At 60.5% G+C, this 14,705-nt stretch carries 14 protein-coding genes; 11 read left to right on the forward strand and 3 right to left on the reverse strand.

The window, feature by feature from the left end; genetic code table 11:
- Positions 1 to 205: 205 nt before the first annotated feature.
- Positions 206 to 679 (reverse strand): Lrp/AsnC family transcriptional regulator, encoded by a 474-nt coding sequence (locus ACIPL2_RS30355; RefSeq protein WP_401363118.1) that lies wholly within the window; start codon positions 677 to 679, stop codon positions 206 to 208.
- A gap of 175 nt (positions 680 to 854) precedes the next feature.
- Between ACIPL2_RS30355 and kynU the strand changes: the two genes are divergently transcribed.
- Both kynU and ACIPL2_RS30365 read left to right on the forward strand, forming a co-directional pair.
- The gene (kynU, locus tag ACIPL2_RS30360) at positions 855 to 2,105 is read left to right on the forward strand and encodes a kynureninase (protein WP_401363121.1); all 1,251 of its coding nucleotides are present in this window, start codon (positions 855 to 857) and stop codon (positions 2,103 to 2,105) included.
- 128 nt (positions 2,106 to 2,233) lie between these two features.
- Positions 2,234 to 3,643: an amino acid permease gene (locus ACIPL2_RS30365; RefSeq protein ID WP_401363123.1), complete on the forward strand. Its 1,410-nt coding sequence runs from the start codon at positions 2,234 to 2,236 to the stop codon at positions 3,641 to 3,643.
- A gap of 30 nt (positions 3,644 to 3,673) precedes the next feature.
- On the opposite strand, the gene ACIPL2_RS30370 is transcribed toward ACIPL2_RS30365, so the two are convergent.
- Positions 3,674 to 4,564 carry a LysR substrate-binding domain-containing protein gene (locus ACIPL2_RS30370; protein ID WP_401363126.1) on the reverse strand — a complete coding sequence of 297 codons (891 nt, stop codon included), beginning with the start codon at positions 4,562 to 4,564 and terminating at the stop codon, positions 3,674 to 3,676.
- A 188-nt stretch (positions 4,565 to 4,752) separates the two neighbouring features.
- Here ACIPL2_RS30370 and ACIPL2_RS30375 point away from each other — a divergent pair, with 188 nt between their 5' ends.
- A complete protein-coding gene (locus tag ACIPL2_RS30375) occupies positions 4,753 to 5,517 on the forward strand; it encodes a sulfite exporter TauE/SafE family protein (RefSeq protein ID WP_401363130.1) in 765 nt (254 codons plus the stop codon).
- Here ACIPL2_RS30375 and ACIPL2_RS30380 read toward each other — a convergent pair.
- Complete coding sequence (locus ACIPL2_RS30380) at positions 5,507 to 5,821, reverse strand: putative quinol monooxygenase (protein WP_401363132.1); 315 nt, start codon at positions 5,819 to 5,821, stop codon at positions 5,507 to 5,509. The two genes, ACIPL2_RS30375 and ACIPL2_RS30380, sit on opposite strands and share 11 nt — an antisense overlap.
- Before the next feature lie 161 nt (positions 5,822 to 5,982).
- On the opposite strand from ACIPL2_RS30380, the gene ACIPL2_RS30385 reads away from it, so the two are divergent.
- The 8 genes from ACIPL2_RS30385 (at position 5,983) to ACIPL2_RS30420 (ending at position 14,644) form a co-directional block, all read left to right on the forward strand.
- The gene (locus tag ACIPL2_RS30385; protein ID WP_401363134.1) at positions 5,983 to 6,573 is read left to right on the forward strand and encodes an NAD(P)H-dependent oxidoreductase; all 591 of its coding nucleotides are present in this window, start codon (positions 5,983 to 5,985) and stop codon (positions 6,571 to 6,573) included.
- A gap of 58 nt (positions 6,574 to 6,631) precedes the next feature.
- The gene (locus tag ACIPL2_RS30390) at positions 6,632 to 7,543 is read left to right on the forward strand and encodes a LysR family transcriptional regulator (protein ID WP_401363137.1); all 912 of its coding nucleotides are present in this window, start codon (positions 6,632 to 6,634) and stop codon (positions 7,541 to 7,543) included.
- 103 nt (positions 7,544 to 7,646) lie between these two features.
- Positions 7,647 to 8,540, forward strand: coding sequence for an NAD-dependent epimerase/dehydratase family protein (locus tag ACIPL2_RS30395; RefSeq protein ID WP_401363140.1), 894 nt, complete (start codon positions 7,647 to 7,649; stop codon positions 8,538 to 8,540).
- A gap of 210 nt (positions 8,541 to 8,750) precedes the next feature.
- Complete coding sequence (locus tag ACIPL2_RS30400; protein ID WP_401363143.1) at positions 8,751 to 10,196, forward strand: SulP family inorganic anion transporter; 1,446 nt, start codon at positions 8,751 to 8,753, stop codon at positions 10,194 to 10,196.
- 175 nt (positions 10,197 to 10,371) lie between these two features.
- The gene (locus ACIPL2_RS30405) at positions 10,372 to 11,721 is read left to right on the forward strand and encodes a gluconate:H+ symporter (protein WP_401363146.1); all 1,350 of its coding nucleotides are present in this window, start codon (positions 10,372 to 10,374) and stop codon (positions 11,719 to 11,721) included.
- A 15-nt stretch (positions 11,722 to 11,736) separates the two neighbouring features.
- Positions 11,737 to 12,597, forward strand: coding sequence for a MurR/RpiR family transcriptional regulator (locus tag ACIPL2_RS30410; RefSeq protein WP_059403138.1), 861 nt, complete (start codon positions 11,737 to 11,739; stop codon positions 12,595 to 12,597).
- Position 12,598: 1 nt separating this feature from the next.
- A complete protein-coding gene (locus ACIPL2_RS30415) occupies positions 12,599 to 14,056 on the forward strand; it encodes an amidohydrolase family protein (RefSeq protein WP_401363150.1) in 1,458 nt (485 codons plus the stop codon).
- A 219-nt stretch (positions 14,057 to 14,275) separates the two neighbouring features.
- Positions 14,276 to 14,644: a glyoxalase superfamily protein gene (locus ACIPL2_RS30420; RefSeq protein ID WP_059403140.1), complete on the forward strand. Its 369-nt coding sequence runs from the start codon at positions 14,276 to 14,278 to the stop codon at positions 14,642 to 14,644.
- Positions 14,645 to 14,705 lie beyond the last annotated feature (61 nt).

Here is a 14,705-nt window from a genome sequence, read left to right on the forward strand (position 1 = left end):
GGCCAGGGATGGCCGATGGCGGCGGGCCCACGGAGCAGGACCGGAGCGAGGGCATGCCGAGCCTTAGCGAGGCACCGAACGAAAGGGGCAAAAGCGCTTGGTTACTTGGCGCTTTTCCAAGTAACCCGCCGTAAGGGCGGAACCGATAGCCGCCATTACCGAAGAAACGGATATACACACCAATTAAAACCCCACCAACCAAGCGTTACTTACGCACCACCAAATCCAGTAACCCCTCCCGTTCCTTGATCTTCTGCAAAACAATTTCCGAACGAATATCCGTAACCCCCGCCGTGCGATTCAGCTGGTTCACGATGAAATCGGAAAAGTGCTTGAGGTTGCGCGCCTGCACCCGCAACACATAGTTGCTGGCCCCGGTAATCACATAAGCGGTCACCACCTCCGGCCACAACTGGACCTTCTTGATAAACGTCTCGTGCCAGTCCTCGACGTCCTGTCGCAACGACACATGAACGATGGCTTCCAACTCGATTCCCAGCCGCTCGGCATTCAGCACCGCGCGATAGCCGGCGATGATTCCCTCACTTTCCAGCAAGCGCAAACGGCGCAAACAGGCCGACGGCGACAGGGCCACTTTCTCCGCCAGTTCCTGATTGCTGATACGGCCATCCTGTTGCAGTTGATGGAGGATTCGCAGGTCTGTCGCGTCAAGATTCATGGTTGATGTAAATCCGCGTTTATGGGCATTGGATTCGAATTTTCTGCGAGATAACTACTATACGGGCGGCTACTTTGCACGAAAATTCTCCAAAGCTTCGTTCATTATTTCTCCATGAAAAGGGGCGCTGGCAGCGCCCGAAACACAGCCCGTTATTCATCAAACAGGACATTCAATGACTACAAGAAACGATTGCCTGGCGCTCGATGCACAGGACGCGCTGGCGCCGCTGCGTCAGCAATTTGCGCTCCCCGAAGGCGTGATTTATCTGGACGGTAACTCCCTCGGCGCCCGGCCGGTCGCGGCATTGGCGCGGGCTCAAGAGGTGATTGCGAACGAGTGGGGCAACGGCCTGATCCGCAGTTGGAACAGTGCGGGTTGGCGCGATCTGTCCGAGCATCTGGGCAATCGATTGGCGGGGCTGATCGGCGCCTGCGACGGTGAGGTGGTGGTCACCGACACCACCTCGATCAACCTGTTCAAGGTCCTCAGCGCCGCCCTGCGTGTGCAGGCCTCACGGTCGCCGACACGCCGAGTGATCGTCACCGAAAGCAGCAACTTCCCGACCGACCTGTACATCGCCGAAGGTCTGGCGGACATGCTGCAGCAAGGCTACACAGTGCGCCTGGTTGATAGCCCGGAAGAACTGCCGCAAGCGATCGACCAGGACACCGCCGTGGTCATGCTCACCCACGTCAACTACAAAACCGGCTACATGCACGACATGCAAGCCCTGACCGCGTTGGCCCACGAATGCGGCGCGCTGGCCATCTGGGACCTGGCGCATTCCGCCGGCGCGGTGCCGGTCGATCTGCATCAGGCGCAGGCGGATTACGCCATCGGTTGCACCTACAAATACCTGAATGGCGGCCCCGGTTCGCAGGCGTTTGTCTGGGTCAATCCGCAACTGTGTGATCTGGTGGCGCAACCGTTGTCCGGTTGGTTCGGGCATTCGCGGCAGTTCGCCATGGAGTCTCGCTACGAGCCCAGCAGCGGCATCGCTCGCTATCTGTGCGGCACGCAACCGATCACCTCATTGGCGATGGTCGAGTGCGGCCTGGATATTTTCGCCCAGACCGACATGGCCAGCCTTCGTCGTAAATCCCTGGCCCTGACCGACCTGTTCATTGAGTTGGTCGAGCAGCGTTGTGCCGCCCACGAGCTGACCCTGATCACCCCGCGCGAACACGCCCGGCGTGGCAGCCATGTCAGCTTCGAACACCCCGAAGGGTATGCGGTGATCCAGGCCTTGATCGCCCGTGGCGTGATCGGTGACTACCGCGAACCGCAGATCATGCGCTTCGGCTTCACCCCGCTGTACACGACTTTCACCGAAGTCTGGGACGCGGTGCAGATCCTCGGCGAGATTCTCGATCAGAAAACCTGGTCGCACGCGCAATTCCAGGTCCGTCATAGCGTCACCTGAGCCACCGCGTCTTCATCGAATATCCGCTGAGTATTTTTTGATCCGTGTCCTGCTGTGTGTGGCTGATCCCCACGCGTAATCCAAACGATTTGCTCTCTTCAAGAAAGACAATATTCAGAGGCAGAAAAATGACCGACAACAGCGGTTTTGAAAGCATATCCAAACGTGAACACGGCCTCAGGCGCCAGCTCACGTCGGGTCAGATGAGCATGATTGCCATCGGTGGCGCGATCGGCACCGGGCTGTTCATGGGCAGCGCCTACGCCATCGGGTATGCCGGGCCGAGCGTGCTGCTCAGCTACGCCATTGGCGCGATCATCACCCTGCTGCTGATGGGCTGCCTGGCGGAAATGACCGTGGCCCATTCGACCTCGGGTTCGTTCGGCGCCTATGCCGAATTCTACGTCAGCCCGTTGGCCGGGTTCCTGGTGCGCTATGCCTATTGGGCGGCGATTGTGCTGGCGGTCGGCACGGAAGTGACGGCAGTGGCGATGTACATGAAGTACTGGTTCACCAACGTGCCGGAGTGGGTCTGGATCGTCTCGTTCTCGAGCATTCTGATCGTGCTCAACGCCATCAGTGTGAAGACCTTCGGCACGTTCGAGTACTGGTTCTCGACCATCAAGATCGGCGCGATTGTCGGTTTTATCATCCTTGCGGTGTACGTGATCTACGGCACCGGCAACCCCGATTACGGCGTGCACAACTACACCGCCCACGGCGGCTTTTTTCCCAATGGTCTGCAAGGGATGTGGGTCGCGGTGATCGTGTCGATCTTCAGCTACCTGAGCGTGGAAATGATCGCGGTGGCCGCTGGTGAAGCGAAGGATCCGGAGCAAGCGGTGAAGAAGGCTTTTCGCGCGACCATCGTGCGGCTGGTGGTGTTTTACCTGCTGACCCTGGCGTTGATGTTGGCGATTGTGCCGTGGGTCCAGGCCGGTCACGCGCAGAGCCCATTTGTGACGGTCATGCAAACCATTGGCATTCCCGGCGCCACCGGGGTGATGAATTTCGTGATCCTGATCGCGGCGTTGTCGGCGATGAACAGCCAGCTCTACATCACCACCCGAATGATGTTCAGCCTGTCCCGTGGCGGCTATGCACCGAAGTCGATGGGGGTGTTGAGCAAGACCGGGATTCCGCTGAACGCCTTGCTGTTGTCGAGTTCGGGCATTGCCTTGGCGACCCTGCTCAACATCCTGTACCCGGAAAGTTCGTTCACCCTGATGATGGCGATCTCCATGTTCGGCGCCATTTTTACCTGGTTCATGATCTTCCTGACCCACTACTGTTTCCGACGCTACCACCAGCGCAACGGCGAGCGGAAACTCTCGTTCCGCATGCGCCTGTTTCCCTACACCACGTTGTTGGGGCTGGTGCTGATGGGCGCGGTGATGATCACTACTTACTTCACCGAAGCGTTCAAGATGACCTTGGTGTTTGGCGTGCCGTTCCTGCTGATTCTGTCGATTGTCTACGGGCTCTTTTTCAGAAAAACAAAGAGGGTGGAGGCCTTGAATCCGCTGCCAAAGGTATAGGCCGGGAGCGACTCGGCGGGCCGACGGTTTTCAATGGCGCTCGGTCTGCAATGCGTCGAACAACGCTCTGGCATAACCGGGCAGATTGTCGAATGAGCGGGCACAGAGCAGCAGCTTTCGCTGTGCCCAGCCTTCCTTCAGCGCAACGCTCTTGAACGGTTGATCGGCCGCCCCGCGCTGGATCGCCGCCAACGGCACAATCGCCAGCCCGGCGCCATGAGCGACCATGCGCATCACGCCATCGAAGCCATCGGCGCGGATGCGTATCTGCATGCGCGAACCGGTGTGCAGCGCCTGTTCTTCCAGGTACACGGCCAAGGCGTTGTTGGCATTCAGCCCGACGTAATCGTGATGCAGTGAGTCGGTGAAACTTATGGATTCGGACTGCGCCAGTGGATGATCGCGGGGCATGATCAGCACCAGTGGGTCGTCGCGAAACGGGCGGGTCTGCAGGGCATCGGTGTCCACGGCATCGGTGATGATGCCCAGGTCCGCCGCGCCCTGGCGCAAGGCGTGGGTGATGCGTGCGCTGGGCAGTTCTTGCAGGTCGATGTCGAGGTTGGGGTGGCTGCGCAGAAAGTCGGCGAGCAACTCCGGCAGGTACTCGGTGATTGCCGTGGTGTTGCACAGTAACCGCACCTGGCCTTTGACGCCGTTGGCGTATTCGGCCAGGTCCTGCTGCAGGCGCTCGGCTTGTTGTAGCAGGAGTCGGGCGTGTTGGGCGAGGGCTTTGCCGGCCGGAGTGGGAGTGACGCCGCGCCGGCCGCGTTCGAGGAAATCAATGCCCAGCGATGATTCCATCGCGCGGATTCGTGCACTTGCTGCGGCCAGGGACAGGTGACTGCGTGCGGAGCCGGCGGTGATGTTGCCGCTGTCGAGGATGTTCAGGTAGAGGCGCAAGTCGGTCAGGTCGAAGTGCATTGTCAGCCTTTGGAGGTGTGTTGTCGGGAGGGGCGCCTTCGCGGGCAAGCCTCGCTCCTACAGGGGACTCATTGAACCTGTAGGAGCGAGGCTTGCCCGCGAAGGCGTCATCAGCCTCTACCCAAACAAGAGGCACCCTCAGTATATGGCAGATTTTCAACCGGCCCTTCCAGGCTCACCATAGCCCCATGAATACACTCGCCTCGTTCTATCAAAACCTCGGCCTGGCCCTTTCAGTGCTGGTGAGCGCCACGTTTCTGCTGGCAGGCATGATCAAAGGCATCATCGGCCTCGGCCTGCCGACCATCGCCATGGGCTTGCTCGGTCTGGCTATGGCGCCGTCGCAGGCAGCCGCGCTGTTGATCATTCCCGCGACCCTGACCAATGTCTGGCAACTGGCATTTGGCGGGCATCTGCAAGGGCTGATCAAACGGCTATGGCCGATGCTGCTGGCGATCTTCGTTGGCACCGGTGCCGGCACGTTGTGGATCGGCATGGCCAGTGGTCATTGGGTGGTGCGGGGGCTGGGGGCAGCGTTGCTGATTTACGCCTTGAGCGGGTTGTTCTTGCCGACCCTGCGCATGGGTCATCGCAGCGAGCGCTGGCTCGGTCCGCTGTGCGGATTGCTGACGGGCGTCATTACCTCGGCCACCGGCGTCTTCGTGATCCCGGCGGTGCCTTATCTGCAAGCGCTGGGCTTGAGCAAAGACGAACTGGTGCAGGCGCTGGGGCTGTCGTTCACCGTCTCGACCCTGGCCCTGGCCGCCGGTCTGTTATGGCGCGGGGCTCTGGGCGGGGGTGAGTTGAGTGCGTCGCTGCTGGCGCTGATCCCGGCGGTGCTCGGGATGTTGCTGGGGCAATGGCTGCGCCAGCGGATCAGCGCCGTGCTGTTCAAGCGGGTGTTCTTCATTGGCCTCGGCGTGCTCGGCGGCCACTTGCTGATCAGCGGGTAGCGGACGACGGGCTGAGCATGTCGATGTCGCGGATATCGAAATCCTGTTCCAGATACTCCATGCGCATGTCGCGGAACTGCCGCATGTGCGGCAAATTCGAGTGCACATCAAGGTCGGCCTGGGAGGCCCAGATCTCGTAGAAGATAAACAGCGTCGGGTCCTGTCTGTCTCGCAGCATGTGGTATTCGATGCAACCGGGCTCGGCGCGACTCGCTTCGACATGGCCGCGGAAGAACGCTTCGAAGGCGTCGGATTTCTCCGGGCGGGTCTTGGCGTGCAGGATGAAGCCTTGCAATTCACTCATCAGAAATCTCCTCAAGTTCAGAATCGGCGCAATTTTATGGCAACAATCGCCTGTCGATTCGTGCGTATTGGTCAAATGAATTTTGTGAATTCAGCGCTTATTCCACGCGAGGCGGATCGCTACTCTGCCGCCATCGAATTCCAACCCTTCCGAGATTTCTCATGAAAAAAGTTCTGTTGCTCAATGGCGGCAAAAAGTTTGCGCACTCCGAGGGCCGCTATAACGCCACGTTGCACGAGGCAGCGCTGAGCGTGCTGGATCGTGGCGGCGTCGATGTGAAGGCCACCTTCATCGACGAAGGCTATGACGTCGCCGAAGAAGTCGCCAAGTTCCTCTGGGCCGACGTGATCATTTATCAGATGCCAGGCTGGTGGATGGGCGCGCCGTGGACCGTCAAGAAGTACATCGACGAAGTCTTCACCGAAGGTCATGGCAGCCTCTACGCCAGTGACGGCCGCACCCGTTCCGATGTGTCGCAAAAGTACGGCAGCGGCGGTTTGTTGCAGGGTAAGCAATACATGCTGTCGCTGACCTGGAACGCGCCGCAGCAGGCGTTCGACGACCCGACCGACTTCTTCGAAGCCAAGGGTGTGGACGCGGTGTACTTCCCGTTCCACAAGGCCAACGAATTCCTTGGCATGACCGGCTTGCCGACATTCCTGGCGGTCGATGTGATGAAACGCCCGAATATCGAGGCTGATGTGGCGCGTTATGAGCAGCATTTGATCGAGGTGTTCGGCCTTCAGGCTTGAGGTTCCTTTTGCCCCGCATCCAGCTACTATCAAGCCAGTTTTTGAATGAGGGGCCTCCGTGAAAGCCAGATCCGATGAGTTGCAGATTTTCGTCTGCGTAATTGAATGCGGGTCGATTTCCGCGGCGGCCGAGCAGGTCGGGCAAACGCCTTCGGCGGTCAGCCGCACGCTGTCGCGGCTGGAGGCGAAACTCGACACCACGCTGATCAATCGCACCACGCGGCGCATGGACCTGACCGAGGAGGGCAAGTATTTCTTCGAACACGCCAAGCTGATTCTCGATCAGATGGACGAGCTTGAAGAACGCCTGAACTCACGCCAGCAAACCCCGTCCGGGCGCCTGCGGATCAACGCCGCCTCGCCATTCATGCTGCACGCCATCGTGCCCTACATCGACGAGTTTCGCGGTCTCTATCCGGACATCCAGCTGGAACTCAACAGCAACGACCTGATCATCGATTTGCTCGAGCAAAGCACCGACATCGCCATCCGCATCGGCACGCTGGCCGACTCGACCTTGCATGCCCGCTCGCTGGGATGCAGCCCGTTGCACATCGTCGCCAGCCCGGCTTACCTGGAAAAGCACGGCACACCGACCGCCGTGACCGACCTTTCCGAACATACGCTGCTGGGGTTTACCCAGAACGAAGGCCTCAACCAATGGCCGCTGCGGTATGTGCACGGTGATCGCTGGCCAATCCAGGCTTCTCTCAGCGCGTCCAGCGGCGAGACCATCCGCCACCTGGCGCTGGAAGGCCAGGGCATCGCCAGCCTGTCGCATTACATGACCATCGAAGACATTCGTGCCGGACGATTGAAGGTACTGCTGGCAGAGTTCAACAGTGGTTATCGCCAGCCGATCAACGCGGTGTACTACCGCAACTCGCAACTGGCCCTGCGGATTCAGTGCTTCCTGGACTTCATTCAGGGAAAACTGGCGGTTTACGCTTCCACGGATTTCAGCGGCTGATTCGTGACCCCTGCGCAAGAGTGAATTGGGTCAACGGGGATTTTTCATCCGTGGTGACTGCTTGATACTCGTTGCATCACTTATTAACGCAGGGAGTTTCTCCATGAACGTATTCATTACCGGTGCAGCGGGTTTTATCGGTGGCTCCATCGCCACGGGCCTGGTCCAGGCTGGCCATCAGGTGACCGGCCTGGTGCGCAGTGCCGAACAAGCCAATGAACTGAGTACGCTGGGCATCACCCCGGTGATCGGCACTCTTGACGACAGCGCACTATTGGCCGAACAGGCCCGTGCTGCGGACGCCGTGATCAACGCCGCCAGCAGCGACCATCGCGGTGCGGTGGAAGCCTTGCTCAATGCGCTTCGCGGTTCGAATAAAGTGTTCTTGCACACCAGCGGTTCGAGCATCGTCGGCGATGCGTCGGGCGGCAAGTCCAGCGACGTTATCTATTACGAAGACAGCCTGCCGGAGCCGACCGTCGACAAGGCCGCTCGCGTGGCCATCGACAATTTGATCCTGGCGGCGGCGAAGGACGGCGTGAATTCGGCAGTGATCTGCAACACCCTGATTTACGGTCACAGCCTGGGCGTGAAACGCGACAGCGTGCAGCTGCCGCGCTTGCTCAAACAGGCGCGCAAAAGCGGTGTGGTCCGCCACGTTGGTACGGGCCAGAACATCTGGTCCAACGTGCACATCGAAGACGTGGTTGCTCTGTACCTGTTGGCGCTGACCAACAATGTGCCGGGCACCTTCTACTTCGTTGAAAGCGGTGAGGCGTCGTTCATCGACATGACCACCGCGATTGCCCAAGCGTTGAATCTGGGCGAGCCACAAGACTGGCCGCTGAAGGATGCGGAAGCCGAGTGGGGTTATGAAATGGCCAACTATGGCTTGGGCTCCAACAGCCGAGTGCGCGGCAAGCATGCGCGTGAGTTGCTGGGCTGGGCGCCGAAGCGGACTTCCGTCGTTGAATGGATTCGGGACGAGATGGTGTGAGTTCGCTTTAGACCGCGTCGCTGCCTTCGCGAGCAAGCCCGCTCCCACATTCGACCGAGTTCTTTCATCAGAATGCGAACAAATGTGGGAGCGGGCTTGCTCGCGAAGGCATTTTCAGCAGCTCAACAACTGGCCGGGCCGCCCTCAATTCCGTACCATCCGCCCCTTCTTTTCCGGCCATTTCCTGCGGCCTGTATTGTTGGGTAAACCATGAAACCACAGCGTCTGCGTGCCGATGTCCTGGCCGGCCTCACGACCTCTTTCGCCCTGCTACCCGAATGCATTGCCTTCGCGCTGGTGGCCCACCTCAATCCCTTGATGGGGCTTTACGGCGCTTTCATCATTTGCACCCTGACCGCGCTGTTCGGCGGGCGGCCGGGCATGGTGTCCGGTGCGGCCGGGTCGATGGCCGTGGTGATCGTTGCGCTGGTGGTGCAACACGGCGTGCAGTATTTGTTGGCCACCGTGCTGCTGGGTGGGCTGATCATGCTGGCGTTCGGGCTAATGAAACTGGGCAAGCTGGTGCGCATGGTGCCGCACCCGGTGATGCTGGGCTTCGTCAACGGGCTGGCGATCATCATTGCCCTGGCCCAGCTGGAGCACTTCAAGAGCGGTGAAACCTGGCTCAGCGGTACGCCGCTTTATGTGATGACGGGACTGGTGGCCGTGACAATGGCCATCGTCTATCTGCTGCCGCGCCTGACCCGCGCGGTACCGCCGGCGCTGGTGGCGATTCTGGGCGTGGGCCTGGCGGTTTATCTGCTCGGTCTGCCGACCCGCACCCTGGGCGACATGGCGCACATCGCCGGCGGCTTGCCGACGTTTGGCCTGCCGGACATTCCCTGGACCCTGGAAACCCTGCGCATCATCGCGCCGTACGCGATATTGATGGCGCTGGTCGGCCTGCTGGAAACCCTGTTGACCCTGAACCTTACCGATGAAATCACCGAGAGTCGCGGCTACCCGGATCGCGAATGCGTGGCGTTGGGCGCTGCGAATATGGTGTCCGGTGTGTTTGGCGGCATGGGCGGTTGCGCGATGATCGGGCAAACCGTGATCAACCTCAGTTCTGGCGGTCGAGGCCGGCTGTCCGGGGTGGTCGCCGGGGTGATGATCCTGCTGTTTATCCTGTTCCTTTCGCCGCTGATCGAACGTATCCCGCTGGCCGCATTGGTCGGGGTGATGTTCGTGGTGTCGCAGCAGACCTTCGCTTGGGCCTCACTGCGCGTGGTGAACAAAGTGCCGCTGAACGACGTGCTGGTGATCGTCGCGGTGACGATCATTACCGTGTTCACCGACCTGGCCACTGCCGTGCTCTGCGGCATTATCATCGCGGCGCTGAATTTTGCCTGGCAGCAGGCTCGGCAGCTTTACGCCGACAGTCATGTGGAGAACGACGGCAGCAAGCTTTACCGCGTGCATGGCACGTTGTTTTTCGCCTCGACTACGCCGTTTTTAAATCAGTTCGATCCTGCCAACGACCCCTCCCAGGTGACCCTCGATTGTCGTCACCTGAGCTTCGTCGACTACTCAGCCATCGCCGCGCTGGATACATTGCGCGAGCGCTACGCCAAGGCCGGCAAGCACCTGCGTGTGTTGGGTCTGTCTGAGCGCTGCAAGAAACTGCTGAAACGCGCTCGCGTGCATCACGACTGAGCGCTCGATCATGTAAATACCGCCCCTCAATTTTCATAACCTACGCCCACGCATACCTCTGTGCGACATCCCGTACCTCTTCACGAAAATTACTTTCACCTTGTTTGAATATCACGCCTCGAAATGTTTTAAGAGTTTCACAAATTTTCGACGTGACCCTCTCGAGGAGTACCGCATGACCCTGTCCTTCGGCTATTGGCTGCTGGTGTATGCCGCCATCGCCATCATTGCGCTGATCGTGCTGATCGCCCGTTACCGACTCAATCCGTTCATTGTCATCACCCTGGTCTCCATCGGCCTGGCCTTGCTCGCCGGGATGCCGGCGTCCGGGGTGGTCGGCGCGTACGAGGCCGGTGTCGGCAAGACCCTGGGGCACATCGCGCTGGTGGTGGCGCTGGGCACCATGCTCGGCAAAATGATGGCCGAGTCGGGCGGCGCCGAGCAGGTGGCGCGCACGCTGATCGACCGCTTCGGCGAGAAAAACGCGCATTGGGCGATGGTCTGCATCGCCTTCCTGGTCGGCCTGCCGCTGTTCTTCGAAGTCGGTTTTGTGCTGCTGGTGCCGATCGCCTTTACCGTGGCACGGCGCGTCGGTGTGTCGATTCTGATGGTCGGTTTGCCGATGGTCGCCGGGCTCTCGGTGGTGCATGCGCTGGTGCCACCGCACCCGGCGGCGATGCTGGCGGTGCAGGTCTATCAGGCCTCGGTGGGGCAGACCTTGCTCTACGCGATTCTGATCGGTATTCCGACCGCGATCATCGCCGGTCCGCTGTACGCCAAGTTCATCGTGCCGCGCATTCAACTGCCGGCGGAGAACCCGCTGGAACGGCAATTCCTCGACCGCGAACCGCGCGACAGCCTGCCGGGTTTCGGCATCACCATGGCGACCATTCTGCTGCCGGTGGTGCTGATGCTGATCGGTGGCTGGGCCAACCTGATTTCGACGCCGGGCAGTGGGTTTAACCAGTTCCTGCTGTTCATCGGCAACTCGGTGATCGCCTTGCTGCTGGCGACCTTGCTGAGCTTCTGGACCCTCGGCCTGGCCCAGGGCTTCAACCGCGAATCGATCCTCAAGTTCACCAACGAATGCCTGGCGCCGACCGCCAGCATCACCTTGCTGGTCGGCGCCGGTGGCGGCTTGAACCGGATTCTGGTGGACGCCGGCGTCACCGACCAGATCGTCAGCCTGGCGCAGGTCTTCCACCTGTCGCCGCTGCTGATGGGCTGGCTGTTCGCCGCGTTGATGCGCATCGCCACCGGTTCCGCGACGGTGGCCATGACCACCGCCTCGGGGATTGTCGCGCCGGTGGCCGTGGGCCTGGGCTATCCGCATCCGGAGTTGCTGGTGCTGGCGACGGGCGCGGGTTCGGTGATTTTTTCCCACGTCAACGACGGTGGCTTCTGGTTGATCAAGGAATACTTCAACATGACCGTTGCCCAGACCTTCAAGACCTGGACGGTGCTCGAAACCCTGATCTCGGTGGTCGCTTTCGCGCTGACCGTGGGCCTTTCTTACCTGATTTAACCGGAGCCGCTCGCCATGGACATCCTCTACCAGATCCGCGCTCGTCAGGATTCCTTCAGCGCCGGCGAAGGGCGCATCGCCCGGCTGATGCTCGACGATGTCGGATTTGCCGCTTCCGCCAGCCTCGATGAGCTGGCGCAGAGGGCCGAAGTCAGTACCGCCACGCTGTCGCGTTTCGCCCGCACGGTGGGCTGCCGCGACTTGCGTGACCTGCGTTTGCAACTGGCTCAGGCCAGCGGCGTTGGCAGTCGTTTTCTCAACCCGGCGGGCACGCCGGAGCAGTCGGCGTTTTACGGGCAGATTGTCGGCGATATCGAGACGACGCTGCGTCAGCATTTGTCGGCCTTCGATGAGTCGCGATTCGCCGACGCGGTGAAACTGCTGGGCAACGCGCGGATGATTCACGCCTTCGGCATGGGAGGTTCATCGACGTTGTGCAGCGATGAATTGCAAGTGCGGCTGGTGCGTTTCGGCTACCCGATTGCGGCGTGTCATGACCCGGTGATGATGCGCCTCACCGCTGCCGGCCTCGGTGTCGAACATGCCGTCATCGCCTGCTCGCTGACCGGCATCACCCCCGAATTGCTGGAAGCCGTTGAGCTGGCCCGCAACTACGGCGCGCGGATTCTCGCCATCACCCGGGCCGACTCGCCGCTGGCGCAATTGGCTGATGTGCTGCTGCCACTGCAAATTGCCGAAACCTCGTTCATCTACAAACCGACGGCAGCGCGCTACGGCATGTTGCTGGCGATCGATGTGCTTGCCACCGAGCTGGCACTGGCTAATCCTGAAGACAATCAAGAACGTCTGCGGCGAATCAAACTCGCCCTGGACGATTACCGCGGCGGCGACGATCACTTGCCGCTGGGAGACTGACATGATGTACGACACGCTCATCCGCAATGCCTTGGTCATCGATGGCAGCAACCGCCCCGGTTACCCCGCCGACGTGGCGATTCTGAACGGCCGTATCGAGCGCATCGGCGACTTGCAGGATGCCCGCGCCACCGAAGAAATCGACGCCGCTGGCCGGGTCCTGGCGCCGGGTTTCATCGACGTGCACACCCACGACGATACCGTGGTGATTCGCCAACCGCAGATGCTGCCCAAGCTCAGCCAGGGCGTGACCACGGTGATTGTCGGCAACTGTGGGATCAGCGCTTCGCCAGTGAGTTTGCGCGGTGATCCGCCAGACCCGATGAACCTGCTCGGCACGTCGGCGGCGTTTGTGTACCCGACGTTCAGCGACTACCGCGCGGCCGTGGAAGCGGCGAACACCACGCTGAACGTGGCAGCGCTGGTCGGTCACACGGCGTTGCGCAGCAACCACCTCGACGACCTGTTTCGCACGGCGACGGCCGATGAAATCGCCGCGATGCGCGAACAACTGCGTGAAAGCCTTGAGGCCGGCGCGTTGGGTTTGTCCACAGGCCTGGCCTACGCCAGCGCGTTTTCGGCGTCCACCGAAGAGGTGATGCAATTGACCGAAGAGCTGACGGCCTTCGGTGCGGTCTACACCACCCATTTGCGCAGCGAATTCGAACCGGTGCTGGAGGCCATGGACGAAGCGTTCAAGATTGGTCGTCATGCGAAATCGCCGGTGATCATTTCCCATCTCAAGTGCGCCGGAGCCGGTAATTGGGGGCGCAGTCCGCAACTGCTGGCGTCCCTCGAACACGCGGCGAAAAGCCACCCAGTGGGCTGCGATTGCTACCCCTATGCGGCGAGTTCTTCGACGCTGGACCTCAAGCAAGTTACCGATGCCCATCGCATCACCATCACCTGGTCGACGCCGCACCCGGAACTGGGCGGCCGCGACCTGATGGACATCGCCGCCGAATGGGACGTGCCGTTGCTCGAGGCGGCCCGCCGACTGCAACCGGCCGGCGCGGTGTATTACGGAATGGACGAGGCAGACGTACGAAGAATCCTCGCGCATCCGCTGTCGATGGTGGGCTCCGACGGGTTGCCTGAAGACCCGTTTCCTCACCCGCGTCTGTGGGGCGCGTTCCCCCGTGTGCTCGGACATTTCAGCCGCGACGTAGGCCTGTTTCCGCTGCATACCGCCGTGCACAAAATGACCGGGTTGTCGGCGGCACGATTCGGTTTGAAGGAGCGTGGCGAAATCCGTGAAGGACATTGGGCGGATCTGGTGCTGTTCGACCCGGCAACGATTCGCGACGTGGCCGACTTCAATGATCCACAACAGGCCGCCGAAGGGATTGACGGGGTGTGGGTCAACGGTGTGTTGAGTTACAGCGACGGACAGGCGAATGGGCGCCGGGAAGGGCGGTTTTTGGCGCGGGACGGGGATTTGCGTATCGGGTTTCATTGAGCGGCGCGGTAAGGCCGAAAAGATCGCAGCCTCGTTGCACTCGACAGCTCCTACAGGTGGCCGTGTTCTTCTGTAGGAGCTGTCGAGTAAAACGAGGCTGCGATCTTTTGATCTTTTCGCTGTGATGGCACATTGCAATTAAAGAAAGCCATCACCAAGCCGAATTGCTGACGTACAGCCCGGCTACACTCTGGGCCTTATCAGTCTGGGAGCAACTCCATGAGCTTCGGCAAAACCACCCCGATCCTGCGGATTTTCGATGAAATCAAGGCCGTGGAGTTCTACGTCGACTTCCTCGGTTTCAAGATCGACTGGCAGCACCGATTCGAGCCCAACTTGCCGTTGTACCTGCAAGTGTCACGCGGGGAATGCGTGCTGCATTTGTCGGAACACCACGGTGACAGCACGCCCGGCTCGGCTTTGCGAATCGAGACCGATGAACTGGAGGCATTCCAGCAGCAACTGCTGGCCAAGGAATACCCATTCGCCCATCCACAAATTCAGGCAATGCCCTGGGGCAGCCAGGACATGACCGTGGCCGATCCGTTTGGCAATCGGTTGGTGTTTACCAATGCGATTAGTGTTTGAGCGTTAGATAGCCTTCGCGGGCAAGCCTCGCTCCTACAGGGTACTCATTGAACCTGTAGGA

It is taken from the genome of Pseudomonas sp. NPDC086251 (assembly GCF_044746405.1).
Lineage (GTDB): Bacteria > Pseudomonadota > Gammaproteobacteria > Pseudomonadales > Pseudomonadaceae > Aquipseudomonas.